The organism is Mycobacterium sp., assembly GCF_032162605.1.
Lineage (GTDB): Bacteria > Actinomycetota > Actinomycetes > Mycobacteriales > Mycobacteriaceae > Mycobacterium.
In genome coordinates, this window is the sequence record NZ_JAVROT010000150.1 from 1 (window position 1) to 26,408 (window position 26,408).

21 protein-coding genes and 1 pseudogene are annotated in these 26,408 nt (G+C 66.1%); 12 read left to right on the forward strand and 10 right to left on the reverse strand.

All coding sequences use genetic code 11. From position 1 onward, the window contains the following. The first annotated feature begins 271 nt into the window (after positions 1 to 271). Both QOI01_RS09185 and QOI01_RS09190 read left to right on the forward strand, forming a co-directional pair. The gene (locus QOI01_RS09185; RefSeq protein WP_526380107.1) at positions 272 to 1,936 is read left to right on the forward strand and encodes an ABC-F family ATP-binding cassette domain-containing protein; all 1,665 of its coding nucleotides are present in this window, start codon (positions 272 to 274) and stop codon (positions 1,934 to 1,936) included. Positions 1,937 to 2,240: 304 nt separating this feature from the next. Next, positions 2,241 to 3,887: an alkaline phosphatase family protein gene (locus tag QOI01_RS09190; protein ID WP_526380109.1), complete on the forward strand. Its 1,647-nt coding sequence runs from the start codon at positions 2,241 to 2,243 to the stop codon at positions 3,885 to 3,887. A 186-nt stretch (positions 3,888 to 4,073) separates the two neighbouring features. Here QOI01_RS09190 and QOI01_RS09195 read toward each other — a convergent pair whose 3' ends face one another. Both QOI01_RS09195 and efeU read right to left on the reverse strand, forming a co-directional pair. Further along, on the reverse strand, positions 4,074 to 5,012 hold the full coding sequence (locus tag QOI01_RS09195; protein WP_526380111.1) for an EfeM/EfeO family lipoprotein: 939 nt from the start codon (positions 5,010 to 5,012) through the stop codon (positions 4,074 to 4,076). Beyond that, the gene (gene efeU / locus QOI01_RS09200; protein ID WP_526380113.1) at positions 5,009 to 5,956 is read right to left on the reverse strand and encodes an iron uptake transporter permease EfeU; all 948 of its coding nucleotides are present in this window, start codon (positions 5,954 to 5,956) and stop codon (positions 5,009 to 5,011) included. The genes QOI01_RS09195 and efeU overlap by 4 nt, the downstream gene beginning before the upstream one ends. Before the next feature lie 380 nt (positions 5,957 to 6,336). Here efeU and QOI01_RS09205 point away from each other — a divergent pair, with 380 nt between their 5' ends. Continuing rightward, positions 6,337 to 7,770, forward strand: a complete 1,434-nt coding sequence (locus QOI01_RS09205; protein ID WP_526380115.1) for a sensor histidine kinase — start codon at positions 6,337 to 6,339, stop codon at positions 7,768 to 7,770. Here the strand turns inward: QOI01_RS09205 and QOI01_RS09210 are convergent. Both QOI01_RS09210 and QOI01_RS09215 read right to left on the reverse strand, forming a co-directional pair. Next, positions 7,705 to 8,376: a response regulator transcription factor gene (locus tag QOI01_RS09210; RefSeq protein WP_526380117.1), complete on the reverse strand. Its 672-nt coding sequence runs from the start codon at positions 8,374 to 8,376 to the stop codon at positions 7,705 to 7,707. The two genes, QOI01_RS09205 and QOI01_RS09210, sit on opposite strands and share 66 nt — an antisense overlap. Before the next feature lie 78 nt (positions 8,377 to 8,454). Beyond that, positions 8,455 to 8,616 carry a hypothetical protein gene (locus tag QOI01_RS09215; protein WP_526380119.1) on the reverse strand — a complete coding sequence of 54 codons (162 nt, stop codon included), beginning with the start codon at positions 8,614 to 8,616 and terminating at the stop codon, positions 8,455 to 8,457. Between the two features lie 290 nt (positions 8,617 to 8,906). Here QOI01_RS09215 and QOI01_RS09220 point away from each other — a divergent pair, with 290 nt between their 5' ends. From QOI01_RS09220 to QOI01_RS09245, 6 genes are all read left to right on the forward strand, one after another. After that, complete coding sequence (locus tag QOI01_RS09220) at positions 8,907 to 9,518, forward strand: hypothetical protein (RefSeq protein WP_526380121.1); 612 nt, start codon at positions 8,907 to 8,909, stop codon at positions 9,516 to 9,518. Continuing rightward, positions 9,482 to 10,189: an ABC transporter ATP-binding protein gene (locus tag QOI01_RS09225; RefSeq protein WP_526380123.1), complete on the forward strand. Its 708-nt coding sequence runs from the start codon at positions 9,482 to 9,484 to the stop codon at positions 10,187 to 10,189. The genes QOI01_RS09220 and QOI01_RS09225 overlap by 37 nt, the downstream gene beginning before the upstream one ends. Beyond that, entirely contained in the window at positions 10,189 to 10,902 is a 714-nt protein-coding gene (locus tag QOI01_RS09230) for an ABC transporter ATP-binding protein (protein WP_526380125.1), read from the forward strand. The genes QOI01_RS09225 and QOI01_RS09230 overlap by 1 nt, the downstream gene beginning before the upstream one ends. Beyond that, entirely contained in the window at positions 10,899 to 13,559 is a 2,661-nt protein-coding gene (locus QOI01_RS09235; RefSeq protein WP_526380127.1) for an FtsX-like permease family protein, read from the forward strand. The genes QOI01_RS09230 and QOI01_RS09235 overlap by 4 nt, the downstream gene beginning before the upstream one ends. A gap of 868 nt (positions 13,560 to 14,427) precedes the next feature. Continuing rightward, entirely contained in the window at positions 14,428 to 14,832 is a 405-nt protein-coding gene (locus tag QOI01_RS09240; protein ID WP_526380129.1) for a hypothetical protein, read from the forward strand. A 369-nt stretch (positions 14,833 to 15,201) separates the two neighbouring features. Next, positions 15,202 to 16,506: an alpha/beta hydrolase gene (locus QOI01_RS09245; RefSeq protein ID WP_526380147.1), complete on the forward strand. Its 1,305-nt coding sequence runs from the start codon at positions 15,202 to 15,204 to the stop codon at positions 16,504 to 16,506. 747 nt (positions 16,507 to 17,253) lie between these two features. Here the strand turns inward: QOI01_RS09245 and QOI01_RS09250 are convergent. After that, complete coding sequence (locus tag QOI01_RS09250; protein WP_526380131.1) at positions 17,254 to 18,210, reverse strand: SDR family oxidoreductase; 957 nt, start codon at positions 18,208 to 18,210, stop codon at positions 17,254 to 17,256. A 93-nt stretch (positions 18,211 to 18,303) separates the two neighbouring features. Between QOI01_RS09250 and QOI01_RS09255 the strand changes: the two genes are divergently transcribed. Then, on the forward strand, positions 18,304 to 18,876 hold the full coding sequence (locus QOI01_RS09255) for a TetR/AcrR family transcriptional regulator (protein WP_526380133.1): 573 nt from the start codon (positions 18,304 to 18,306) through the stop codon (positions 18,874 to 18,876). Between the two features lie 75 nt (positions 18,877 to 18,951). Here the strand turns inward: QOI01_RS09255 and QOI01_RS09260 are convergent, their stop codons facing one another. Further along, positions 18,952 to 20,229 carry a M23 family metallopeptidase gene (locus QOI01_RS09260; RefSeq protein ID WP_526380135.1) on the reverse strand — a complete coding sequence of 426 codons (1,278 nt, stop codon included), beginning with the start codon at positions 20,227 to 20,229 and terminating at the stop codon, positions 18,952 to 18,954. A gap of 545 nt (positions 20,230 to 20,774) precedes the next feature. On the opposite strand from QOI01_RS09260, the gene QOI01_RS09265 reads away from it, so the two are divergent. Together QOI01_RS09265 and QOI01_RS09270 are read left to right on the forward strand one after the other, a co-directional pair. Continuing rightward, entirely contained in the window at positions 20,775 to 22,184 is a 1,410-nt protein-coding gene (locus QOI01_RS09265) for a phosphatidylglycerol lysyltransferase domain-containing protein (protein ID WP_526380137.1), read from the forward strand. A 21-nt stretch (positions 22,185 to 22,205) separates the two neighbouring features. After that, positions 22,206 to 22,745, forward strand: a pseudogene (locus QOI01_RS09270) (rhomboid-like protein); the annotation flags it as partial. Between the two features lie 240 nt (positions 22,746 to 22,985). On the opposite strand, the gene QOI01_RS09275 reads toward QOI01_RS09270, so the two are convergent. From QOI01_RS09275 to QOI01_RS09290, 4 genes are all read right to left on the reverse strand, one after another. Continuing rightward, positions 22,986 to 24,278, reverse strand: a complete 1,293-nt coding sequence (locus QOI01_RS09275; RefSeq protein ID WP_526380139.1) for a class I SAM-dependent methyltransferase — start codon at positions 24,276 to 24,278, stop codon at positions 22,986 to 22,988. Positions 24,279 to 24,422: 144 nt separating this feature from the next. Beyond that, positions 24,423 to 24,755, reverse strand: coding sequence for a hypothetical protein (locus QOI01_RS09280; RefSeq protein WP_526380141.1), 333 nt, complete (start codon positions 24,753 to 24,755; stop codon positions 24,423 to 24,425). 174 nt (positions 24,756 to 24,929) lie between these two features. After that, positions 24,930 to 25,931 carry a glycoside hydrolase family 6 protein gene (locus QOI01_RS09285; protein ID WP_526380143.1) on the reverse strand — a complete coding sequence of 334 codons (1,002 nt, stop codon included), beginning with the start codon at positions 25,929 to 25,931 and terminating at the stop codon, positions 24,930 to 24,932. A gap of 176 nt (positions 25,932 to 26,107) precedes the next feature. Next, the coding region (locus QOI01_RS09290; protein WP_526380145.1) for an SbtR family transcriptional regulator at positions 26,108 to 26,408 on the reverse strand (301 nt) is incomplete at its 5' end.

Consider the following 26,408-nt stretch of genomic DNA (forward strand, 5'->3'; position numbering starts at 1 on the left):
TAAAGCTGCGCCACGTTCGAGTCTGCGGCGCTGACCGACGTCAGAAGCGTCAGGTCACGTTGTTGCCGCCGGTCCGCTGCCAAAGTCAGGAACTCCAGAAGTGCTGCCTATTCCGCCGCGAAAGCGACGCCTAGCGGTCCTCCGCGCGCCTTCGACCTCGAAGCCGCTGCGGCGGGGTGACGCTCCTGCCGGGAACCGGCGCCTCGGTCCATCCAGTTCGGCGCGCACTTGCGCGGATCCCGTTGCGGCGCGGTGGTGCGACGATGGACCCATGACCGCAACGCTCGTCGCGAAGAACGTGGCCGGCGGGTTCGCCCATCGCACCCTCTTCGAGGGGCTCGACGTGACCGTCGCACCGGGTGATGTCGTCGGAGTCGTAGGTGTCAATGGCGCCGGCAAGAGCACACTTCTGCGTATCCTTGCCGGGGATCTCGAGCTACTCGACGGTGCGGTCAGTCTCGCCCCGGCCGACGCGTTCGTCGGGTGGCTGCCGCAGGAGCACGAACGAGTTCCCGGGGAAACCGTCGCCGCCTATATCGCGCGCCGGGCAGGATGCACCGAAGCGACGCAGGCCATGGAAGCAGCCGCCGCGGCTTTGGCGAACCCGGGTCAGAGTCACCTCGATATGGATCCGGCCGACGCCTACTCTGCTGCGCTGGATCATTGGCTCGCGACTGGCGCGGCGGACCTCGACGAGCGGTTGCCGGCAGTTCTGGCCGACCTGGGGCTCGACGTCGACGCGGTGCGGCCGGAGTCGACGCCGATGACGGCTTTGTCGGGTGGGCAGGCGGCGCGGGTGGGATTGGCGGCGCTGGTGGTGTCGCGGTTCGACATCGTCTTGCTCGATGAGCCCACCAACGACCTCGACCTCGACGGACTCGCTCGGCTGGAGCAGTTCGTCCGTGATCTTCGTGGTGGTGTGGTGCTGGTGAGTCACGATCGGGAGTTCTTGGCCCGCACCGTGACCCGCGTCCTCGAACTGGACTTGGCCCAGAACAGCACCACCGTCTTCGGCGGCGGTTACGAAAGTTATCTGGAAGAGCGTGCGGTCGGTCGCCGACACAGGCGCGAGCAATACGATGAGTTCGCCGAGAAGAAGGCCGACCTCGTGGCGCGCGCACGCACTCAGCGGGAATGGTCGAGTCAAGGCGTGCGCAACGCGATGCGCAAGGCCCCCGACAACGACAAGAACCGGCGACGCGCGGCCACCGAGTCCAGCGAGAAGCAGGCGCAGAAGGTGCGTCAGATGGAAAGCCGGATCGCCCGCCTCGAGGAGGTTGCCGAACCCCGTAAGGAGTGGACGCTCGAGTTCACCATCGGAGCCGCGCCGCGGTCGAGTTCGGTCGTTGCGGCTCTCGACAACGCCGTTGTGCGACAAGGCGAATTCGCCATGGGCCCGGTGTCGTTACAAGTCGATGCCGGCGAGCGCATCGGTATCACCGGCCCGAACGGCGCAGGAAAGTCGACACTGCTGCGGCTGCTCCTGGGTCGCCAGCGGCCCGATCGGGGCCGCGCGAGTCTGGGCGCGAATGTCGCGATCGGTGAGATCGACCAGGCGCGTACGGAATTCACTGGTCCTGGGCGTCTCGTCGATCGCTTCGAGCAGCGTGTGCCGTCATGGTCGACCGCGGATGTGCGAACCCTGCTCGCAAAGTTCGGGCTGCGCGCCGACCACGTGGAACGCGCGGTTGACGACCTCTCGCCCGGTGAGCGTACCCGCGCCGGTCTTGCGTTGCTGCAGGCACGAGGCACGAATGTGCTGGTTCTCGACGAGCCGACGAACCATCTCGACCTCGCCGCCATCGAGCAGCTCGAGCAGGCGCTCGAGACCTATGACGGTGCGCTGCTGCTGGTGACACATGACCGCCGGATGCTCCAGAACGTTCGGTTGGATCGTAGGTGGCTGGTCGACAACGGTGGTGTCGCAGAGTTATAGCCGGAGTGGTGTAACGATTCGGGTCGTGCCCGAATTCACAGCTTGCTGAGCGGTCGCCTACCGGCCGAGTCAGCGTGGGCCCAGTAGTCGCTGCGGCGGTCGCACTGACGTCAATGACGCAGGGGCCGGTAGAGATGGCCGATGTCCCGGACCGCCGCCTGCACGAGGCCCACACTCGCGCAGCACAGAGCACCTGAAGAATCGTTGAGAGACCACGGGTGAACTTCCTCCCCTGTTCAAACCCCGTTCACCCCGAACATTCAAGCTCCGGCGGACACGTTTTCCCATGACCGGTGGAGGGCCAATGAAAGAACTACCATCCGGACTGGCGGCAACGGCAGCCTGCGCTGTCCTGCTCCTCGTTGCCGGCTGTTCGAATGACAAGCCTGCTCAGGTCACGGCGGCGGGAAACGCTCAGCATGTCCTACTGCTATCGATCGACGGCATGCACCAATCCGACTTGGTGGGATATGTACAGGCACACCCGAATTCGGCACTGGCGGGACTGGTCCGACGCGGGATCAGCTACGCGAACGCCCAAACGCCGGTGCCATCGGATTCCTTTCCCGGCCTCCTTGCGCAGGTCACCGGTGGAAACCCGAGGACGACGGGGGTGTACTACGACGACAGCTACGCCCACGACCTCCTGGAACCCGGGACGACCAACTGTGCTGGCGCGAAACTTGGTGGCACCGTCAGCTTCACCGAGGAACTGGACAAGGACGTCACCAAAATCGACGGCGGTCAGGGACTGGCGAATCTGCCCGACGGTGTCCTGCAGATGACCGGCAAACCGACCGAAGTGATCGACACCGCGAAGCTGCCCGTCGATCCCGCGTCCTGCAAGCCGCTCATGCCCGGTGGATACCTCAGAGTCAATACCGTCTTCGCCGTCGCCCACGATGCCGGGCTTCGCACGGCTTGGTCTGATAAGCACCCGGCCTATGCCATCCTTGACGGCCCGGGCGCCTCGTCCATCGACGACCTGTTTACTCCGGAAGTCGACAGCAACCCGGCGGGCGGCAAGGACCAAGACAGCTGGGCCGACCAGAACGCCCTCACCCAGCGATACGACGCCTACAAGGTCGACGCCGTTGCCAATGAGATTGCGGGCAAGGACCATTCGGGCAGTACGCAGGTCGGTGCGCCCTCGTTGTTCGGTATGAACTTTCAATCGGTCTCGACCGCGGAGAAGTTGGCGCAGTCCGGTGGACAGCCCGGCGGTTACGGCCCCGATGGGCAGGCCCCAGGTCCGGTGCTCGCCTCCGCGCTGGGTTTCGTCGACGCTCAGATTGGACGCATCGTGTCCGCGATGGACACCGCTGGGATCGCGGACGACACCACGATCATCGTCTCGGCCAAACACGGTCAGTCCCCCATGAGGCCCGACACTCTCACCCGCGTCGACGACGGCCGGATCATCGACGGCATCAACGCCGAATGGGCAGCGACTCACCCCGACGTCCCAGATCTGATCGTGCACTCGGTCGACGATGACGCAATGATCATGTGGCTTGCTGACCGTTCGCAGGCCGCGGCGACGTTCGTCGCCGACCGACTCCGCGCCGAGGTCGGCGAGGGCACTGACATTGCCGGGAAACCCAAGGCATTCACTGCCTCTGGAACCGACCGGATCTATGCGGGCGCCGAGGCGGCGGCCTTCTTCGGCGCGGCCCCCGGCGATCCGCGAGTACCCGATGTCTACGCCAGCACCCAGCCCGGCACGGTTTACACCAGCGGAACGGCGAAGATCGCCGAGCACGGCGGCGTCACCCCTGCGGACCGGAACGTTCCGCTGATCGTCGCAGGGCCGGGCATCAGCTCCCACGACGACCATTCCCCGGTCGCGACCGCACAGATCGCACCGACCATCCTGACCCGCCTGAATCTCGACCCGCAGAGGCTCCAAGCAGTCGTTGCCGAGCACACCGCAACGCTGCCGGGCCTCTGACAGGGTCTGCAGTCGCTTGGCACGCAAGCCCGCCCTCCGCTGTGCGTTGGCGACGCCCACGAAATGTGACGTCGTCGAAACCTCACCTCCTCGTGGCACGTACGACAGCCGATCACGGTGCCGAAGCCGACGCGGGCGAGGTTGCGGATGGCGTGCACGGCGGCGTGCGGATCGTCGGGGACTATGTCACTGGCTGGCAATGACACCCTGCACCTGGCTGACCTCTCCGGAAAGAGCGTCGATCGAGCGGGACAGCTCCTGGCGCTGTGGTTCGGAGACGGTGTCGTACAAGACGAACCCATCACCCGTGCGGTACTTGGACAACAGCGCTTCGACGTCGGCAAACCGCTGGTCCACCTTGCCTCCCAATTCGGGTTTCGCCTGCTCGAGGATCGACCGAATTGAGGCCACCGCTGTTTGCGAGCCTTGGATGTTGGCCTCGAAGTCCCACAGGTCGCTGTGGCCGAAGATGTCCTCCTCGCCGGTGATCTTCGTCTTGCCGATCTCGTCGAGGAGGGTCTGTGCGCCGCTCGCGATCCGGGTGGAGTCGATGATGAAGCCCGGTGCCTTCACGCCGTCGTCGAGTTCCTTGACGTCCGCGACCAGCTGGTCGGCGAGCGCGTTGGCGTCGGGCTGCAAACCCGTCACCCACAGCTGCTTCTCCAGTGCGTGGAAACCGGTCCACTTCTGGCCGGGCTCGAGGTCTGCCTCGCGGAGGACGGTGAAGTCGCCGCGGAGGCCGTCGCCGATCATGCCGGGCTTGCAGGCGGTCTGGTACTTGCCCGGCTCGGTCAGCTGGACGACCAGCTTGCGCTGCAGGCCGGGGGAGACGTTCTCGACCTCGCCCATCACGCGGTCGCCGGCGCCGTAGACGTAGAACTCGGTCACCTTGCCGCCGTTGTTCGTGACGATGAAGGTGCTCGGGCCGGTGGTCGCCGTCGCCCCGGACAGCTCGCATGCGGTGTCGGTGGCGTTGACCGTGAACTGATTGGCCGCCCCAGTGGCCCCGGCAGGGGTCGCGGCGTCGGGCTGTTTCGCGGTGCAGCTGGTGAAGGTGATTGCGGCCAGCGCTGCGCTGGTGGTCGCGACGCCGATCTGGATGCGCGAGGCCGACGTTGACGTCATCGGGATGATCCTTCATCGGGTAGGGCGAGCGCGTTCCGCCCCACGGTGTCGGTGTTGGCGGTCGGTGCGTCGGCGGCCACCTTCTCTGCGGCAGGAACGACGTCGATCGGCCGAAGAAAGAGGATGAGGATCACTGTGAGGTAGGCCAGCCAGGCGACGGCTTGCAGGGCGGTGGGGTCTGGTCTGAGGTTGAAGACGCCATGGACGACCTCGCCGTACCACGCCGACCAGTCGAACCACGACGAGATGTCGAAGGCCTGAGATCCCTCGCCGGGAAGCCAGCCGACCGTCTGCAGGGCGCGCACGCCGTACCCGAGGATCCCCGCGGCTACGACGATCAGGAAGAGGCCGGTGTACTTGAAGAACTTGCCGAGATTGATGCGCACCGCGCCGGCGTACATGCCGTAGGCGATCGCTGCCGCCACCAGTACGCCGATCACCAGACCTGAGAGCGGCCAAAGGGTTTCGGCTTCTGCGTAACCCACCATGAACAGAGCGGTCTCGACTCCCTCTCGGCCGACGGCCAGGAGTGCCAGCAGGAACACGGCCAGTGAGCCCGTTTCGAGTGCTTCCGCCATCCCGGTGCGCAGTTCGCCCGAGATCCCGGCGGCGGCCCTTCGCATCCACAACACCATGGTGGTGGCGATGGCGACGGCAACGACGGACGCGACGCCGGCGATCGCCTCGGCAGCCAAGCCCGTCACAGTGTAAGCGCTGAACTGAATGACGAGGAAGATCGCGACGGTTGCCGCGATCGCGGTGGACACACCCAGCCATACCCATTTGAGGGCGTCGCGGCGCCCGGACTTGACCAGGAACGCAACCAGGATCATGACGACGATCCCGGTCTCCAGTCCTTCGCGGAGTCCGATCAGGCCGCTGCCAAGGAGCTGCGAGGACACGCTGGGTGCGGCGGCTAGAAAGTCGGCTGAAAGAGCTGTCATGGGTGCTGATCCTCGCTCGACGTCGAACCTTGTAATGCCTACCCAAACAAGGACTGCCTCACCTTACTAAGGCTTCCGCTGAGGAAATGCTGAGAAAGCGTCCCGGCGGCGTACTCAGCGATCGCACAGTGACCCGTTGGGACTGTGGACACCACAGCGAGATTGGCTGAAGAAGGGCCGACAATGACGGACCGCAGGAAGAAATTGGGTGCCCGCCGTAACAGCGGCCCTCGCGGTAGGTCGGACCCTGCCGTGCCACCGATGAACGGCAGGATTCCGGTCGGCGCGTCGCTCTTCGGCGCCACCAACCCAGACGAACACCGGAACCCAGCACTCGGTGATTCGGTGAGGATCTACCGGACCGCAGTCACACTGAGCTGATGAAGACGTCGCTGGCGGTCCTCGCGTCCCCCTCCCAGTGGACGGTCCGCACCCGGACGACGGTGGCCGCAACCCTGGTGGTGACCCTGTGTCTGCTGCTCGCCGGCGGCGCATTGCTGATGGTGTTGTTCAGCACCTTGCAGACCTCGGCGCAGTCGACAGCCGATGCCCGGGCAGCTCAGGTCGCCGACCAGCTGAGGACTGAACCGGCAGTCGACCTCGACCGGTCCATGCTGGCCACCGACAGCCAGGTCGGCGTGGTGCAGGTCGTCGACCCCACGGGCGGGGTCGTCATCGCGTCAGCAGGCAGTCCCAGTGCACCGCTGTCGTCGATGAGAATGGCGCCAGGCTCACGGACCTTTCTCGGCAGAATTGAGCTCGATCCTGCCAACGACTTCTGGGTGACTGCAGTCGGTACCCAGTCCCCCACCGGACCCGTGACGGTGTTGGTGGCCGCGGATCGGGAGCCGGTCGAAACGGTTGTCTCCACCGTTGCCGGCCTCCTGGCCATAGGCGGCCCCATCGCGATCGCCCTCGTCGCATTCGGAACCCATCGGTTGGTGGGTTCCGCGCTGCAACCGGTTGAGCGCATTCGGACCAAGGTGTCCTCGGTCACCAGCGGCAAGCTCACCGACCGCATTCCGGTACCGGCAGCTGACGACGAGGTCACCAGGCTGGCCGTAACGATGAACGAGATGCTGGATCGTCTGGAAGCCGGTCAGGCTTCCCAACGGAGGTTCATCAGCGACGTCTCCCATGAGCTGCGCAGCCCACTGGCGACGATCACCGCCGCGCTCGAGCTCGCCCACGTGCGACCCGAAATGTTGGATCATTCGCTGATCGAGGAGTCGCTGGTACCGGAAGCCCACCGAATGCAACGCCTCGTGGCGGACCTACTACTACTCGCGCGCACAGATGAAAGCGCTGCGCTGCGCAGCGAGGTCGACGTCGATCTAGACGACGTGATGAACGCCGAAGCCGATCGAGTGCAGACGATTACGGGCCTTCGGGTGTCGACGGACATCCGTCACGTGCGGATCACCGGCGACCCGCGGGCATTGTCCCGACTGGTGCGCAACCTCGTCGACAACGCCATACGGCACGCGCAGGCTGGTATCGAGCTGGAATGCCGACGAGTCGGCGACCACGCACGGATCGTCGTCGACGATGACGGCCCAGGCGTGCCCACAGCCGAGCGCGGCAGGGTGTTCGATCGCTTCGTGCGGATTGATTCACCGCGGAGCAGGGAGTCCGGGGGCGCCGGGCTTGGCCTGTCGATCGTCGCGCAGATCGTCGAGGCGCATCACGGCAGTGTCGAGATCGGTGAATCCGGGAGCGGGGGAGCTCGTTTCGTCGTCGAACTGCCGCTAGTCGTCAGCCAGCCGGTACCCGACGCCGCGCACCGTCTCGATCCGGTGAGCAGAGGAGGCTGAGTCGATCTTGCGCCGCAAGTACCCGATGTAGACCTCGACGATGTTGTCGTCGCCGCTATAGTTGGTATCCCAGACCGAGCGGATGATCTCATCCTTGGTGACGACAGTGCCGCGGTGGCGCATCAGGAACTCGAGAACGCCGTATTCCCTTGGGGTGAGGGATAATTCGGTTCCCGAGCAGGTGACGTGGTGGCGGGCGGGGTTGAGTTCGAGGTCGCCGACCGTCAGGATCGCCGGTCGTTCTGGTGCGCCTCGTCGCACTAGGGCGCGGAGTCGTGCGATTAGCACCACGAATGAGAATGGCTTGATCAGATAGTCGTCGGCGCCCAAGTCGAACGCATCGGCCAGGTCGTACTCGCCGTCCTTCGCCGAGAGCATCAACACCGGTGTCCACACTCCGCGCGCACGCATTTCGCGGACGATCTCGTATCCGTTCTTCCCGGGAAGCATGATGTCCAGCACGATCGCGTCGAAGGCTTGGGTGACCGCAGTCTCGAAGCCGTCGTCGCCGCGGTGTTCGACGTCGACCACGAATCCCTCGGCGACCAGGCCGCGGCGAATCAGTTCGCCGAGCTGAAGCTCGTCCTCGATGACAAGCACGCGCATCGCTTCAGCCTCCTCTTCTCTCTGTAGACAAGTACACCAGGCGCACCCGAACCGACGCGAAGTGCTTTCAGCGTCCCTTCAGCGGGTCCTCACCAGACTGTGGCGGTGAAGGATTCTCAGCACGCCCTGCATCAGATGGTGGCGCAGTTCGTCGATTCGAACGAACACGCGGAAGTCGCGCTCGGCGGGCTGCTCCTCGCCTTGCAAGCACACGGCGGGTGGCTGACGGATGTCGATCACTCGGTGACGGCATGGCTGGTTGCCCATCGCAACCCGACGAGCGATCATCTGGCGCTGGCCGTCACCAACTTCCTCGGCCCGGAGGAGACTGCGGGGGGTGGTGGCGCTGTCCGGGATCCTGGCGTCGTTGCCCGTAGCGCACTGTGTTCATCGTCAGCCACCTGCGGGGCCGGAAACGGCGTCGCAAGGAGCGGACATCCGAAACTGGTTACCGCGGAACCAATGTCGCACAGGCGGTCACAGCGCGACCGCCGACGACATCGCAAATCACGCAGTGCGAGAGGAACAGCATGACGCTCAGGGAGATCGTGGATACGCTTGCGGCGACACTCGTTGCTGTGGGGGTTCTGGCCGGCTGTGGGTCCAGCACGACCACTGTCCAGCCTACGACGACGACGGCAGGAGCGGTCTCGAAAACGGCTGCACCCGAGAACAACCCGGTGGGCGACATCCCCGATACGCAGGTGTACGTGCCGTTCAGTCCGCCCGCGCAGGTGTTCAGCGTGTCGGTGCCCGAGGGATGGGCGCAGAGCACCGACGGCGCGGCGACCGTCTTCACCGACAAGCTCAACGCGGTGCGCGTCGAGGAGCAACCGGCGCTGATCGCCGTCACGCCCGAGACCGTTCAGCGCCAGGAGCTGCCGGCGGTGCAGGCAGCCACTCCCGGCTATCGATTCGGGGGCCTGTCGGTGGTGCAACGCGCGTCCGGACCCGTCATCCTGGCCACCTACCAGGCCACGTCACCGCCCAACGACGTCACCGCCAAGGTTGGAGTCGACTCCGTCGAGCGCTATGTGTTCTGGCGGGACGGCCACGAGGTGATCCTGACCCTGTCCGGCCCGCTGGGGGCGGACAACGTCGATCCGTGGCGGACCATCACCGATTCGCTGCAGTGGAAGTAGACACCGACCCCGCGGCCGCCGCCGCCGTGGACGCGCGTTCGCTGTATCGCTTCTACCACGCTGGTGAAGAGGAAACACTGGCACTGCAAGGGGTTTCGCTTCAGGTGGAGCCGGGAGAGCTGGTGGCCGTGACGGGACCGTCCGGTTCGGGCAAGTCGACGTTGTTGTCGTGTCTGGCAGGGATGGACGAACCCGACGGCGGCACGGTGCACATCGGGGGCCAGCGGATCAGTCATCGCAGCGAGCGCGACCGTGCGCGGATTCGGGCACACCATGTCGGCATGCTGTTTCAGAGCGCCAACCTGCTGGAGCACCTGAGCGTCAAACAGAACCTGGCACTGGCTCGTTCGCTGGTGACCCGTCGCTCCACACACGACCTCGACCTTCTGGGTGCGCTAGGTCTTGCGGGCCGTTCCGGGGCTTATCCGAGTGAACTGTCCGGCGGGGAACTTGCCCGGGCGGGGATCGCGTTGGCGCTGGTCAACTCTCCGACGGTGCTCCTCGCCGACGAACCCACCGGTGAGCTCGATAGCACGACCGAATCCCAGGTGCTGGACCTCTTGATCGCCGCCACCGGCCGCGGCACCGCCATCATCGTCGCCAGTCACAGCGCGGCCGTCGCCGCTGCTGCGACCCGGGTCATGCGTCTCGAGGACGGTAGGGCGTGCTGATGGGCTCTGTCAGAGTGGATCCCGATTCCGGTGCTGCGACATCGACCGTCGCGGAATGCATCGATGTGAGCCGGGCGTTCGGTTCCGGTGCCAACGCGGTGCTTGCCCTGTCCTCGGTGCACTGCCGGATCCCGTCGTCTGCACGGATCGCGCTCACGGGGCGATCGGGGTCGGGGAAGTCCACGCTGCTGCACCTGCTCGCGGGGATCGACGCGCCCACCGGCGGAACGGTGCACTGGCCCGCGTTGCCCTCCGACCGCTTGGGACACCCCAGCGGTGTCGGCTTGGTGTTCCAGGGCCCCAGCCTGCTGCCCACTTTCGACGTCGTGGCGAACGTGACTTTGCCCATGCTGCTGGCGGGAATCGACGAGGACAACGCCACCGAACGCGCGCTGGCGGCACTCGACCTGGTCGGCATGCGCGGATCGGCGGCGAAACTTCCTGACGAGCTGTCCGGTGGCCAATCACAGCGGGTCGCCGTCGCGCGGGTCGTCGCGACCCGCCCCACGCTCATCCTCGCCGACGAACCGACGGGGCAGCTGGATCAGCAACACGCCGATCGGGTCATCACCGCTCTGCTCGACACCGCCACCAGCATCGGAGCCGCGCTGATGATCTCGACCCACGACCCCACGGTCGCCGCACGGCTCACCGACCAGTGGGACATGCGCGACGGCAATCTCCACGCGACTCCGCGTCCGGTCGGCTCGTGATCACGGCGTGGACGCTGGGCCTGCTGCGCCGCCAGCCGGGCCGGCTCCTGGGCGCCGCCGCGGGCATCGCGGCGGCGGTCGCGCTGCTCGCCTGCCTCGGCTCCTTCATGGCCGCCGCGCAGAGCGCGATGACCGCCCGCGCAGCCGCGGCGGTCGTCGTCGACTGGCAGGTCGAAGTGCAACCGGGCGGCTCCCCGTCCGCGGTGCTGGACACCGTGCGGGCCACACCGCACGTGCAGACGGCATCGCTGGTCGCGTTCGGCCAGTCGTCTGGGCTTAGCACCACGAATGCGGGAAGCACCCGAACGACCGGCCCGGCAACGGTATTGGGCATCCCGGCGAACTATCGCAGCACCTGGCCGGACGCGCTGCGCACTCTCGACGGCAGTGATCGCGGCGTCCTCATCGCGCAGCAGACCGCAACCAATCTCAATGCCGCGCCGGGGGACACCATCGTCATCGGCCGAGTCGGGATGGCGCCCATGAACGTAGTCGTGAGCGGTGTCGTGGAAGTTGCGCAGGCGAACTCGTTGTTCCAGAAGGTCGGCGCTCCAACGGGCGCGCAACCCACCGCGCCGCCGGACAACGTGCTGTTCCTCCGCGAGGCCGCCTGGCATGGGGTCTTCGACTCACTGGCAGCAGTCCGCCCAGACTTGATCAAGACACAGATCCACACCGGCCTGGACCACGCGCTGCCAAGCGACCCGGCCGCGGCGTATCGACAGGTGATTGCGGCCGCGCACAACCTCGAAGCGCGCAGCGCCGGTGGGGCCCTGGTCGGTGACAATCTCGGTGCCGCGCTGGACGCGGCCCGTGGTGATGCCGCCTACGCCCGCGTCCTGTTCCTGTTCCTGGGGTTGCCCGCCGCCGCCGTGGCGGCGCTGCTGACCGCCACCGTGGTCGATGCGGGAGCACCTCGGCGGCGCCGTGAGCAGGCTCTGCTGCGTGCTCGCGGCGCAACCACCAGTCAGTTGGTGTGGCTCTCGACCGCCGAAGCCGTCCTGGTCGGCGTACTCGGCAGCACTGTGGGACTGGCTGCCGCGGCCTTGATCGGGTGGGGCACTTTCGGGTCAGCGAGCCTTGGGGCGGACGGGGGGGCCGCCGTCACCTGGGCGGCAGCCTCGGCCGTCGTGGGTGTCGCGATCGCCGCCGCAGCCGTGTTGGCGCCAGCGTGGCGGGACCTGCGCCGCGCCACCATCGCCGCGGCGCGCGTCGAAGTGCGGAGGACCCGGGCACCGCTCTGGAGCCGGTTCGGCCTCGACATCGTCTTGCTTGCCGTCTCGGGCCTACTGTTCTGGCTCGCCAGCCGCTCGGGATACCAGATCGTCTTGGCTCCCGAAGGCGTGCCCTCGATCTCGGTCTCCTATTGGGCATTCGTCGCACCGGCGCTGCTGTGGATCGGTGGTGCGCTGTTCATCTGGAGGCTCGCCGACTTGCTTCTGGTGCGGGGCCGTCGGGCCGTCGCCGTGCTGCTGCGACCGGTGGCCGGGCCGCTGGCGAACACGCTGTCCCACTCCCTGGCGCGGCAGCGGGCCCCCTTTGCCCGCGCGATAGTCCTGCTGGCCGTAACCGCGGCCTTCGCCTCATCCACGGCGACGTTCAACGCCACTTACCAGGCGCAAGCCGAGGTGGACGCCCAACTCACCAACGGCGCCGACGTCACCGTCACCGAGGCCCCGGGCGCGTCGGTGACCCGCGACGGTGCCACCGCGCTGGCCGCCGTGCCCGGGGTGCGCGCCGTCGAACCGCTGCAGCACCGATTCGCCTACATCGGCGGCGATCTGCAAGACCTCTACGGCGTCAACCCGGCCACCATCGGCGGCGTCACTGCGCTGCAGGACAATTACTTCCAAGGGGGGACCGTGGCGACGCTGATGGCCACGCTCGCGGCCCAGCCGGAGTCGATCCTCGTCAGCGCGGAGACGGTGAACGACTTCCAGCTCGCACCGGGCGACACCGTCAACCTGCGATTGCAGAACGCCAGTACCCACCAACTGAGCACCGTCGCATTCCGCTACGCCGGGATCGTCACCGAGTTCCCGACAGCACCGAAGGACAGCTTCTTCGTCGCCAACGCCGACTACGTCGCCCGCCAGACGGGTAGCGATGCCGTCGGGGCCTTCTTGATCGACACCGCGGGCCGGAACACCACGGCAGTGGCAAAGCGTATCCAGACGCTGCTCGGCACGTCGGCGACGGTAACCGAAATCGCCACCACCCGTGGGACTGTCGGCTCCAGCCTGACCGCGGTCAACCTGGCCGGGCTCACCCGCATCGAACTGGGATTCGGACTCGGCCTTGCCGCTGCGGCCGGCGCACTGGTTCTCGCGCTGGGGCTCACCGAGCGACGCCGTACCTTCGCGATCGCCGATGCCCTGGGCGCCTCCCGCCGACAGTTGGGCTCGTTCGTGTGGTCGGAGTCGTCGATGTTGATCCTGTGCGGGTTCGCCGGCGCCGCGGTGCTGGGATCGGCGCTGTCGAGAATGCTGGTCAGCGTCCTCAGTGCCGTCTTCGATCCGCCCCCGACGTCGCTGTCGGTGCCCTGGGCGTATCTGGCCGCCGTCGCCGTGACGACGGTGGCGGCGATTGGTGTGGTGTCGGCGTTCACGGTGGGCTTCGCGAGACGCTCGCCGCTCGCGGTGATCCGTCGGTTGTAAATGCCGGCTTGCCGACGATTCCTCAGCAGCTGTGATGTGTTGTGCGCCTTGGCGAGCAGCCATACACATCAGGAGAACCGCGCCGTGGACATCTTCGAGCCGGAGTTCCTCCCGATCTCGAGCACCGGACACCTGACCATCGTCAAGACGATGAGACTAGCCCTGTACGACGGGCAGTTACCACGTTCGCGTCACCATCCAGACCGGAGCGATCCTCGCCTGGTACCGCCATCGACATGTTTGGGTCGGCTTTGACCGGGTGAGTGACGGGCGTGGCCAAGCGGCGACGCCAATATCAAGGTTCGGACGGCTGGCCCCATGCTGGCTTCGCCTTCAGCGTGGGCGAGGCCATCGATGTCGGCAGCTTTGCGACGGCAACCGATTCAGTCGACGTCACTCCCGTTTGCATGGAGCCCGCGCTTCGCAGATTCGTCGTGTCGGTGGTCCCTCCGTTGGTTTGGAGCGCAATGGCGGCCATGGCTACCACCGCGCAACCGCCGACCAATGACGCGGCGACGCGTATGCGCACGGCGGGGCGGTTCGATTCTTCTTGATTTGATCGCATTTCCTTTGTCCTAACGTCGTGCGTACTGAACCCGAGAGGGTTCAGCAGCTCGGCCGCGTGTCGCTCGTGCCGACCGATGCCGCGGGGGTCGACGGTAGACAGAACGTCCTGAGAGACCGCTGAAGGTTTCGGAGTTGCGGGCCATGGTCATATCCTGTGATATGGCTGTGCGTCAATGGATTTCGTCGTGGGTATCTCAGCATTTCTTCAGCCGGTGGCGAGCACACTTCCCACATGTCAAAGGACGCGCCGCGTCCACGCAGGGAGTGCGGTCTTGGTTGACACAGGGAGTTGGTCGAAGCGATGCGCATCTTGATCGTTCGGATTGCCGGAGCAGCGATGGTGGCGTCGTCGATGTTGGCGGTGTTCGCCAGCGAGGCCCGCGCGACGCCAAGTGTTACGGGCCAAACATACGGTGACGCCTCATCAGTGCTGAGCGGTGCGGGATTCAAACCCATCGTTGCGGTTACGGTGGGCGACCGACTGCCCAAGGAGAAGTGCCTGGTAGTCAGCCAGCGCGGTGAGAGCGTCGCGCAGGCCGGTAGCCACTCGACCGCCGGCACGACAGTGGCTCTGTCGCTGAATTGCAACAACCCAGAGGCCTCTGCCACCAAACCCGGTTTCTCCGCAGCGAGTCCAGAAGGTCGAGCCGCGAAGGCGGCTGCCGCTGCCGCTGCCGCCACCGCGAAGCCAACGTCGCCGGCTTAGCGGAATCGCCACGCCGGCGCTGTCGCTCGTCATGTCCATTGGGGCGGTCGGCGCCACCCCCGGGGGTGTGAGGCGCCGATCGTGCGGAGATGGTGTCCGGGCTTCTCAGCGGGAGCACAGCATGCGACGGGCACCATGAAATCTGTTTCCAAAAGCCATGGTGCGGAGAAGGACTGAGGCGTAGTGATCGCGACAGCGGTCGAGGAACCCGTGCGAACGGTCATCCCGGCGCCTCCCGTGACGTGGCACCGTCGTCGGCAGGCGTGGCCGTCCGTCGCGACCGCGGCGGCGCTGGGGACGGCGACGGTGGCCGGGGGACTTGCCGCGGCCGTGGGACTTTGGCGTCACGACGTTGCGAACGTGTCATTGATGCATGGCTGGCTGCCAATCGCGGTACACACGCTCAGCATCGTGACGGTCGCGGGTGCGGTCGGGCGGCGATCGCGGAGATGGGTCATATTGCGGCTACCGGTCGCGTTGGCGGCTGGCGTCGCGCTGGCGCTGTGGGCGCATCGGTTCGTCGGGTCCGCGGGGTTCGTCGGCGACTCGGCGCCAGCTGCGTTGTGGTTCTGGATCGGTCTGTCCGGCTCCGCCGCCGCGATCGCAGCTGTGGGTTGGCCTGGTCTGCGGTGGGGGCAACACGCGGTGTCGGGACTGGCGGTACCGCTGTGCGTGGTGAGCGCGGCCCTCGTGCTCAATGGGTGGGTAGGGTACTTCCCCACTGTTCTTACGGTCTGGACTCAGGTGACCGCGGGTCCGCTGCCCAACCAAGCCGACTGGGCCGCCGTGACCGCGATGCAGCGCGCGGGCGCGGTGCCGGCCAAAGGGGTGGTGGTGCCGGTGACCATCGATGCACGGGCATCGGGATTCAAGCACCGGGCGGAGCTGGTCTATCTGCCTCCAGCATGGTTCGCCAGCAGTCCACCGCCGCGGCTGCCGGTCGTGATCATGATCGGTGGCGAGTTCAACACCCCGTCGGACTGGCTACGAGCAGGTGACGCCGTGAGCGCTGCGGACGCCCTCGCTGCTGCGCATGGCGGCAACGCCCCTGTCTTGATATTCGCCGATTCCGGTGGCGCGTTCAACATCGACACCGAATGCGTCAACGGCCCCCGCGGCAATGCCGCCGATCACCTCACCAAGGACGTCGTTCCGTTCATGGTTGCCAACTTCGGGGTGAGCGGCGATCGGGCGCACTGGGGTGTGGCCGGTTTCTCCGCTGGCGGCACGTGTGCGGTGGATCTGACGGTGATGCACCCAGACATGTTTAGCGCCTTCGCCGACATCGCCGGTGACCTAGGCCCCAATTCGGGCACTACGGCTCAGACCATCGACAGGCTGTACGGCGGCAGCCTCGATGCGTGGTCCCGGTTCGATCCGGCCACGGTCATCATCAGGCATGGCCCCTATCGCGGCGTGTTCGGTTCGTTCATCGTCGTGGCGGGCCAGGATGGTGCCGCCAACACGTTGTGCCGCATCGGGCGAACCCACGACATCAGGTGCGCGGTCACACCCGTTCCCGGTCAGCATGATTGGCCGTTCGCAGGCAGGGCATTCGCGAAGATCCTGCCTTGGCTGGCCAGACAGCTGGGCACTCCGGCGTCGCCTATGGTGCGGGTGCCAAGTACGGGTCTGGGTCTCTCCGTGCACGGCGGCGTCACCGCGGCCGGGTAACGCGATCGCTCCAGAGATCAGCATCCAGCGGGTTCGACGCGTGAAGTCGTCGAGTCCGAATCTCGGAGTCAGTGGTCATTGCCGTCGGCGATGGACCTCCCGCGGGGACGGAAAGGGAAGGTAGGTCGTGGCCGGTGTCTCGTCCGGTCCTGCCTTAGCGGCGCAGCGGCCCAAATTCGACCCAGCGGAGCCGGGAGGCTTCGAACCAGGCCAGGATTGCCTGCTCCCAAAGCCAGCAGCCGATCATCGCGCACACCGCTGACTGGGCCTTCTCCGAACCCCATCCGCTCGTGCTCGATGATGCCGAGCAACTCAGGACATTGTCCGCCGAGGTGCTGGTCGAGCTGGCCGAGGTGGGTCAACACTCAGGGTAGGCAGTGGTTGGCCCGCCCCGATGACGTGGTCGAGTTCTGGGACGGCGACGTGCAACCGTTGCCCGGGATCCGGGTGATTCGGCTCGGCGGTCACATGGCGTCGAGCGCTGTCGCGCTGACGCCCGACGGCAGCCTGCTCGCCGGGGACACGATTGCCGGGAGCCTCGATTCCGGATGGTTGTCGTTTCAGCGCAATTATCCCCGGCACGTTGCCTTGTCGGCGGGCACCGTGCAGCGGCTGGCGACGGCCGCGGCCCTAGAGTTCGACCGCCTGTACACACTCGGCGGAGGCGCCATCGAAACGAGACCCACGCCGTGGTCCGGAGCGCTGCGCGACGGCATATCGGTTGGGTCAGTGGTCAATTCGACCATCTCACGTGAGAGCTGCACCGGTAGTTCCGCTGGCCCGGCATGGGTCCATATGCAACGACGTGACGGTGGCTGCTGGACACGATTGCGCCTTCGTGACGTAATGGGGCCGAAGGGCTAGCCGCAGCATGCGGTCGAGGAGTCGGTCGGGGGCCACGCGGGTCAACCATAGGAGCGGCGCTTCGGGACCCGTGGTGTAGCGGGTACGTGGATTCGATGAGGTTGCTGCCTTGGCGATCACCTTCGCGGCCCGTTCGACGGGGACGCCGCGCTTGGTGGCGGAGAGTTGTTGTGCCGAGATCGCCGCGGCCAGATCGGCGTAACGATTGCGTTGGTCGGTGCTCATGCTGGCGGTGAGGCGTTCGGCACCGGCCACTGCGTGTCCGGCCATTCCGGTCTTGACGGCGCCGGGTTCGACGACGACGACCTTGACTCCCAGGGGGCCGACTTCGCGGCGCAGGGAATCACTGGCAGCCTCGAGGGCGAACTTCGAAGCCGCGTATGGGCCGTAGGTCGCCATGGCGAACTTCCCGCCGACAGAACTGATGTTCACAACGGTGCCCGAACTGTGCAGCAGAGCCGGCAGCAGCGCTTGAGTCATCGCGATGTGGCCGAACAGATTGACCTCGAACAGGTTTCGCCATTCGGGGATCGGCAGGGTTTCGACGGGCGCATTGACCGCGATGCCGGCGTTGTTGATCAGCGCGCGCAGGGGGCGCCGCAGCGGGTCGTCGGCGACGCGGACGGCGATGGCGGCCACGTCGAATTCATCAGTGATGTCGAGGATGTGGGGTTCGATCCCGTCGGCACGCAGCGCGTCGGCGTCGACATCGCGCCGGGCCCCAGCCAGCACGTGATATCCCCTGCCCGCGAGCTCTCGTGCGGTGGCTGCGCCCATTCCGGTCGAGGCGCCGGTCACGACGACCAACTGCTGGCGGTCGGCTGGATTAGAGGCAGTCATGACGGTTTCCATCCGTTGAGTTGACAGTGTCATCTCAAACTACTCGTTGAGATGACAGCGTCAACTCAACGGATAGGCCTTATGCTCCTGCCGGTGGCAACGCGATCCGAAACCGCCGCAGCGACCCGGCAGTCGCTGCTCGAAGCCGCGGGTGCATTGCTCGACGCCGGTGGTCCAGAAGCGGTCACGCTGCGCGAAGTGGGTGCCCGCACAGGTGTTTCGCGCTCTGCGCCGTATCGCCACTTCGCGGACAAGGAGGCTCTGCTCACGGTCCTCGCTACGAACGCGGTGAGCCAGCTAGGTGACACCCTCGAAGAGTTGGCGCACAGCGACGATCCACCCGCGCGGGCTTTGCGCGCGGCTCTGCTGTCGCTGATCAGCATCGGCCGCACCCGGCCCCACCTGTACCGCCTCATGTTCACCACGCCTACCGGCGATCCGACGGCGGGGGTCCGGGCGGCGGAACGCACGTGGGATCTGTTCATCGACATCGTCGGACGCGTCGTCGGCCCCGAGCAGGCGCGACGCTATGGGCCATTGCTGCTGACGAACGCCCACGGCATCGCGGGCTTCGAGTCGAGCGGCCACCTCGTGTGGGATAAGTGGCACATCACCGCCGAGGAACTGCTCGACACGATCATCACATTGCTGACGAACGGAACGTAGCTTCGACCGCCGATGGGTGCCTCTCTGTCGCGAATGTCGATGTACGACAACCGGTTCCACGCTTTGGCAGCACCGCTAGGGAGCGGGGAAGTTGATGACGTCCCATGCGAGGGGCAGCTGGTTCGTGCGCTCGCTGGGCTTTGCTTCTGGTACGAAGCGCCCGCCATCGAGCTCGCCGACGAGCGTGCCGACGAAGGTGAACCGGTCGATCTCGAAGGGCACGTTGTCGCTGGAGAGCGGAACTGGGGCCCGCATGACGTGGAAGTGCAGGTGGGCCTCGGTGGTGTTGCCGGAGTTGCCGAGGCGACCAATGACCTGGCCGCGGGTGACCTTGTCACCGACCTTCACCGACGCCGAGCCGGGGAGCATATGGGCATAGAAGGCGAAGTTGCCGTCGCCGATGTCGATGATGACGTAATTTCCGCCGAGTTCCTCGAAGGACTGGTCGGGTGTGATGACCTGCGGCGTCGCCTCCTTGTTGTCGGAGACCACCGCCGCGACCGTGCCGTCGGCCACGGCTAGCAGCGGGGCGTCGTAGGCGAGGTAGTCCTCGTTGCGCGTTCCGTCGCCGGTGTGTGTGGTGGCTGGGCTCTTAGTTGGGTCGATGCGCAACCAGTCGATGGCATAGCGCTCGCTAGCGTTGAGCCTCCCGCCGACTCCCATCACCGCTCCACGGTGTGGCGAAATGACGCAGCACGCGTTGCCGGCCACCCAGTCGTCGCCCGCGAGCGGCGGCCCGATCACGACCGGCGACGCCGCGCTGGTGCGGACAGCGCCACCGATCTGCGTGACGGAGTCCGGGTACCGGACGCTGAGCGTTTGTTGGTACTCCGGCAGGGCCTTACCGAGCGTGGCGGTGAGCCGGTGCGTGACTTCGGCGGGGACCTTCGCACGGGTGTCGTACACGTCGTCGAGCACCAGCACTGCGGTGCGTCCCGCGGGGATCTCGGTAACGGGGCCGGGCGATGTGTTGGCGATCAGCAGGGTCCGCTCCACGATCTCCCGCTGTTCGAGCGTCGTGACCGTGGCGCCCTCCGGCCCGTCGTCGAGGGTCTCCACCTTCGTGATCGTCGCGGGCCGGGACCCGGAGTTGAGTACCGAGAGCTCGTAGGCCACGTGGACCTTGCCGTCTGTTCCCGTGACCGGGATCGGGTCGGGGCCGAGTGTCGTGATGACGAGTGGCGCCACCACGTCGATGTTGAGGGGGTAGCCGGGCGGGATACCACCACGGCTGTCGGCGACCGGCGTCGGTGCAGGGCTTGAGATAGTCGAGGTGCTCGATCCCGTCGAGTCAGAGGACGACGAGCAGGCCGCCAAGAGCGCGGCGCAAGCCAGCAGAAGGGTCGGTGACATTCGCATGGGACTAATCGCCTTGCCGTAGGTCGTGAGGAATAAGCACGTGGTTGATCGTTGGGTGGTGCCGGCCAAGGCGGGATAAGTGATGCCGTCGACGGTCGCCTCGCCGCGGAAGCATAACTGGCCGAGTCCGCAGGACACGTTGTTCCTGAGAAGCTGTCAGTGAGTGCCGCGACGTCGTTGGCCAACAACGGTGGTGTCAGAACGATATACGTGGGTTGGGTGCCGCAAGACGATGGTTCGGCGCGAACGGTGGCTGCTCCCTGAGGACGTGCAGCCACATCATCATTCGTTGAATGTTGTTGTGGCTCATAACTGTAACGAAGATCTATCTCGCCAAGTATCTCGGTCAGTCCTCTCGTACCTCAGTTGAATGGACTGGAAGGTGTCCGCCCTGTCAGGTACCAGAGTTGTCACCCCAAGGGACTTCCTAGCGTGGGCACAACATCCGCGGCACGATGGAGTCTGGAGGAGGTCGGATCGATGGCCGCTACCGGTTGGCGAACACTGGTCGAATCCGGGTCTGGTTCGGTGGTGCAGGCATGCGCGATCTGACGAAGGTCTCCAGCGTCCGCGCTCGTGAACGCATCGTCGTCGACGTGGACTCGAAGACGGCGCGCCATGTTGGCGCGATGGCGCTGCTGCTCATGTTCGCTTGGCTCGTCGTTCTGCTCGAGCATGACCATGATCACGCCGATTGGTACGCCGGAGGCCGGTTGACGTGGTCGTTGACAGTCCTGGCCGCAGTGGCGCTGATCGCCCGCGGCATATTCCTGGGTCGGCCGGTGACCGCGGGGCACGCAATCGCGGCGGCAGCGGTCCTGTCGACCGGACTGCTCGCACACATCTTGTCTCGTGATCTGTTGGGTGATGCCGTCATCGCCGCAGCAGGCTGGGCTTTGATGTGGCCGACGACGGCTCGTCCGGAGCCCGACGCGCTGCCACGGGTGTGGGCGCTGGTCAACGCGACGCACGGCGACCCCCTGGCTCCCTTCGCGATGCAATCGCGAAAGAGCGTCTTCTTCAAGGCCGACGGCACGGCGATGGTGGCCTACCGCACCCGGTTTGGCTTTGCGGCGGTCAGCGGTGATCCGATCGGTGACCCCAAGGGCTTCAGGGAACTAGTGGATGACTTCTCCGCGATGTGTCACGCGCGCGGATGGCGCATTCTGGTGTTGGGCTGCAGCCAGCATCGGTTGCCGCTATGGACTGACACCACGACCGTCCGACCACTTCTGCGTGCCGTTCCGTTCGGACGCGATGTCGTGATCGACGTAGGCCACTTCGACATGGTCGGACGCAGGTACCGCAATCTTCGGCAGGCGGTGCGGCGGACGCACAACGCCGGCGTGACCACCGAGGTGGTCACCGAAGCGGACCTCGACGACGCAGTCCTGGCCGAGTTGACCGAAGTGCTGTACTCCTCGCACTCCGGGGTCCGGACGGAACGCGGCTTTTCGATGATCCTGGACCGTGCGCTGGAGGGACGCTATCCGGGTGTCCTGTTGATCATCGCCAGGGACCGCTCGGGCCGGGTGCAGGCGTTTCACCGGTATGCGCTGGCCGGTGACGGCAACGACGTCTCACTGGACTTGCCGTGGCGCCGACCCGGCGCCCCGAACGGCATCGATGAACGACTTAGCGTGGACATGATCGCCTGGGCGAAGGAACACGACGCACGGCGCCTTTCGCTCGCCTTCGCGGCGTTCCCCGAGATCTTCGACGACCACCACCGCGGAACGTTGCAGCGGTTCTTCCACGTCTTGATCCACTTGGGGGACCGACTCATTCGCTTGGAGTCACTGTATCGATACCTCGGCAAATACCACGCGCTCGGCGAGCAGCGGTATGTCTTGCTCTCACTGCGTCACCTACTGCCTGCGCTAGTCGTGCTGTTGACATTGGAGTTCATGCCACGCCGACGCCGACTCCCGCGTTCGTCGGTACGCTGAATCGAGATGATGGTGTCGCGAATGTTCTCCAGTCTTGCTCCGGTTCGGGTCACCGTGGCCTACGCGACGGCGCTGTTCGTCGTCGCATCCGTGTTGTTGGCACTTGGTCCCGGCGCCCAGAATCGCGTAGTAGGTGGTCTGAGCACCAATCTTCACAACTTGCGGCAGGGCCATCTGGGAACGCTTCTCGGAAGTGCCTTCGTCACCGCCGAGGGGCAAACCTACCTCCTGCTGCCGGGACTCGTGTGCCTGCTGGCGCTGGCAGAGCTGTTCTGGCGCAGTAGACGGTTGATCCAGGCATTCGCGCTCGGTCACGTCGGGGCAACCCTGATCGTCGCCGCCGGGTTGGCCGTCGCCATCAAGTGCGGCTGGCTGCCGATCTCGATCGCCCGCGCCAGCGACGTCGGGCTCAGCTACGGCGCGGTCGCCGTCCTTGGAACGTTGACGGCGGCGATCCCAACGCGCTGGCGCCCAGCATGGGTCGGCGGGTGGTTGACGGTCGCGTTGGTCGTCGCGGTTTCCAGTGGGGACTTCACGGCAGGTGGGCATGCCGTCGCCTTGATACTCGGCATGTTGCTGTCCGTGCGGTTTGGTCTCGGCGCGCACTGGACAGCGGGCCGGTTGGCGCTGTTGGCGGCGGGCGTCGCGTTCGGCCTGCTGCTGCTCGTCGGGGTGTCCTTGCCGACAGCACCAATGGCCATACCGGCCGGGTTGGGGGTCGCGCTGGGCGCATGCTGGTTGACCCGGCGATGGCTCACGAGACGCGTGCTACTACGGGCGGCAGTGAGGTCAGCGGGCTCCTCACGGGTTTTGCCGGGCCAGAAGATCGGCGCGGGTAGCGGGCATGCCGCTGCGGCCGCGTGCGTCACATTTGATTGCGAGGATCTGGTTGAGGCCGAGCCGGTTGGCTGTGAATCCCAGCGCTGAGCCCGCCATGAATAGTCGCCATACCCGTGCCCGGCCGGCGCTGCTGCTCGAGACCGCCTCCTGCCAGTTGTCTTCCAAATTCGCGACCCAGGCCCGCAGCGTGAGCGCATAGTGTTCGCGAAGCGACTCCACATCACGTACCTCGAAGCCGGCCCCCTCGAGTGAGTCCACCATTGTCGCCATCGGTTCGAGTTCCCCGTCCGGGAAAACGTAGCGATCGATGAAGGAGGTCTTTGAGAAGCCCGCGCGTCTGCCTGGTCTCCGCGAGATCGCATGGTTGAGCAATCGGCCCTCTTGGCGGAGCAGCGCGTAGAGGTGAGCGGCGTAGGTGGGCAGCAGTGCGAGGCCGACATGTTCGGCCATGCCGATGCTGGAGATCGCGTCGAACGGCCCGTCGTCGACATCACGGTAATCCTGGACCCGGATCTGTACCTGGTCGGCGATGCCCTCGGCGACCATCCGTTTACTCGCGTACTCCGCCTGCTCGCGTGACAACGTCACGCCCACGACGTGAACGCCATAATTGCGCGCCGCGTGCAAGGCGAAGGTCCCCCATCCGCAGCCGACGTCGAGTACCCGCATGCCTGCGGTCAGACCGAGCTTGCGCGCCACGAGGTCGCACTTGGCGTACTGAGCCGCGGCCAGGTCCTCGCCGGGTTGCTCCCAGTATCCGCACGAGTAGGTCATCGACTCGCCCAAGACGAGGCGGTAGAAGTCATTGCCGACGTCGTAGTGGTGGCTGATCGCGGCGGCGTCGCTCCCCCTGTCGTGTCGGTGCCGGCGCGCCAGTCTCGCCTCCTCGGCTGGTGGCTTGGGTGGGAGGCCGGTGATCCCCAGCCGCAGCACGGCTTTGGCGAGTGCCTTCCTGGTCTCGGCGTCGATCTGTACACCGGGACCGCGGCTCGGGTCCGACGACTGCTCCAAGACGTCCAGGCCTGCGAGAAGGTTGCCCTGGATGTCGATGTCGCCGGACACGTACGCGCGGGCGAAGCCGAGTTCATTCGGCGCCCACAACAGACGCCGCAGACCCCGACGATTGACGAAATTGAGTTCCCACTGCGCGGTGACCGGCCCCGACGTGCTTCCGTCCCAGCATCTGATTTTGACCGGAACATCTGGGCCCACCGCCGCTCGAACCAGCGGAGCCACCGTCTCAGCGATCGTCACAGCTGAATCCTCCGTGCAGGGCGCGACATCTGCATGCTGGAGTCACCCAGATGTGGCGTGCTCATAAATGTTCTTCGAGCCTAGAGCAGGGCTTCTGTGACACGCCATTTAGCCTGCCCAGCTCCCGCACTCGCCTCGCCAGCCTCATGGGTGCTGGTCAAAGACCAGCTGTGACAGGTGTTGCTGTGCGTAGCGACGGACAGCGTCGATGTCCTTGGTGTCCAACACGTTAGTGCTGACTCGTGCCATGGAGGTGGCCAGCCGAGTGTGCAGTTCGGCCACCGCCACCAAATCCGGGACGGGCATGGTGGCGCCGGCAGCGCGCAAGGCTTTGGCCATCGCCATGGAAGCGCTCTCCAGGAATTGCTCGGCCGCTTCACGCATCGCGGGCGATACGGTGAAGTCGCCGTCGAGTTGCAGGAATCGGCGCATGGCCGGCTCGGTGGTGAGGATGCGTACGCACGTTTCGCGGTTCACGCAGGCTTCGCTCTGGTGGTCGACCTCGGCCGGTTCATGAAATACGCCCACTCAGAGTCGGCGCTGGCCGTCGTCCGCCACCTACTGCTGAGAACGTTGATGGTCCCGATACGCCGGCGCCCACATCCGCGACCGTCTTCTGACACCCGGCCAAGCCGCGGCGCATGCAGGCCCCTACTGGCCCGCGTTGTGGGCCAGGTCAATCGCGTACTGGTTCATGAAGTGTCCCGGCCCAGGTTCGCCGCGGCCGCACGAACCGTCGGATTCACCGGGACGCTTGACCCACAGGTAGGCGTCGACGTTCGGGCTCGCCGTGGCCGTGGTGGGCGGGGTGCCCAGTGCCCGGCCGCTGGGGTTGCACCAGTAGAGCGGGTCGTCGGCGGTCGGTCCGGCACCGTTGCGCGACGTGTCGATCACGTAGTGCGCTCCGTTGGTGAGCCCCGAAATCGCGTCGCCGTATCCGGTTTCCTCATCGGTGGTGAAGAAGTTCGCGGTGTTGAGGCTGAACCCCCGCGCCTTGCCCACACCGACCTGATTGAGGCGGCCGGCCATGTCGTCGGCGCTCACCCAGCGCGAGTGTCCACCGTCGACGTACACGGCCGTGGCCGGATTGCGGGTCAACGTGTCGACGGCGTAGCTCATCAAGTCGAAGCGCTCCTGGCGCTGGGCACCCGACAGACAGTCGGCCATGGCGAGCGCGTCGGGTTCGAGGATGATCGCCGCCGGTCCGGAGCCCACGGCGGATGCGACACCGTCGATCCACCCTCTGTAGGCATCGGCCGACCCGAACCCACCGGCGGCGAAGCTCCCGCAGTCGCGATGGGGGATTCCGTAGAGTGCCAGAAGCGGCATTGCACCAGACGCCTGGGCGGCGGCGATGTACTTCGCGTCCACAGCCGGAGTAGATGCCTGGTCCATCCAGTACGCCTGCGGCGTGTTGGCGACGGTGGTCAACTCGGGATTCGGCGGATTGGTGCTCTGCGCGGCGCGCATTGCTGCCGAGTTGGGATTGACGTAGAGAGGCGTTCCGGCCAACGGGTTTACCTCATCGACCAGGCGCACCGCCGGGGCGGGTGCGGAATGCACCAGGTCGGCAGAACAGCCCAGGCCGGCGACGACCGCGACAGCCAGGAAGGGGGAGATCCATCGAGCGAATGCACCAACAGCTGAGGACATCACCCCAGAAAAATAGTGCCACTACGCGGTAAGCACCAATCCGATATCTGCGGGCGCTGTCGTCGCAGTCCGTGCTCGACCGCGGCGCCAGGCGACTCCGCCCTCAATGCAGCCGCACGCGTAGGCCGTCGTCCCATTCGATGTCTCGATCTGGATCGAGATGCCTCGCTGGTGAATCAGCGCGGTCGCGATAGTCCCGCAATCAGGACCTCGACCAGTTGACGCGCGTCGTATCGGGGATCGCGGCCGGCGCCGCCGCAGAGGCTCCCGACACCGCGCATGAGCGCATACGCCGCCAGATCGGAGCGGATCTCGCCCGAAGCGGCTGCGGCGTCCAGCAATTGGGCGCACACGGGCACGAGCCGATCGAGGAAGTAGGAGTGTGGGGGTTCGAAGCGGGCGTCGCCGGATTGCAGCACCGCTGCCAGTCCCTGTTTGGTGACCACGAAATCGACGAAGAGGTTGATCCACTGCTGC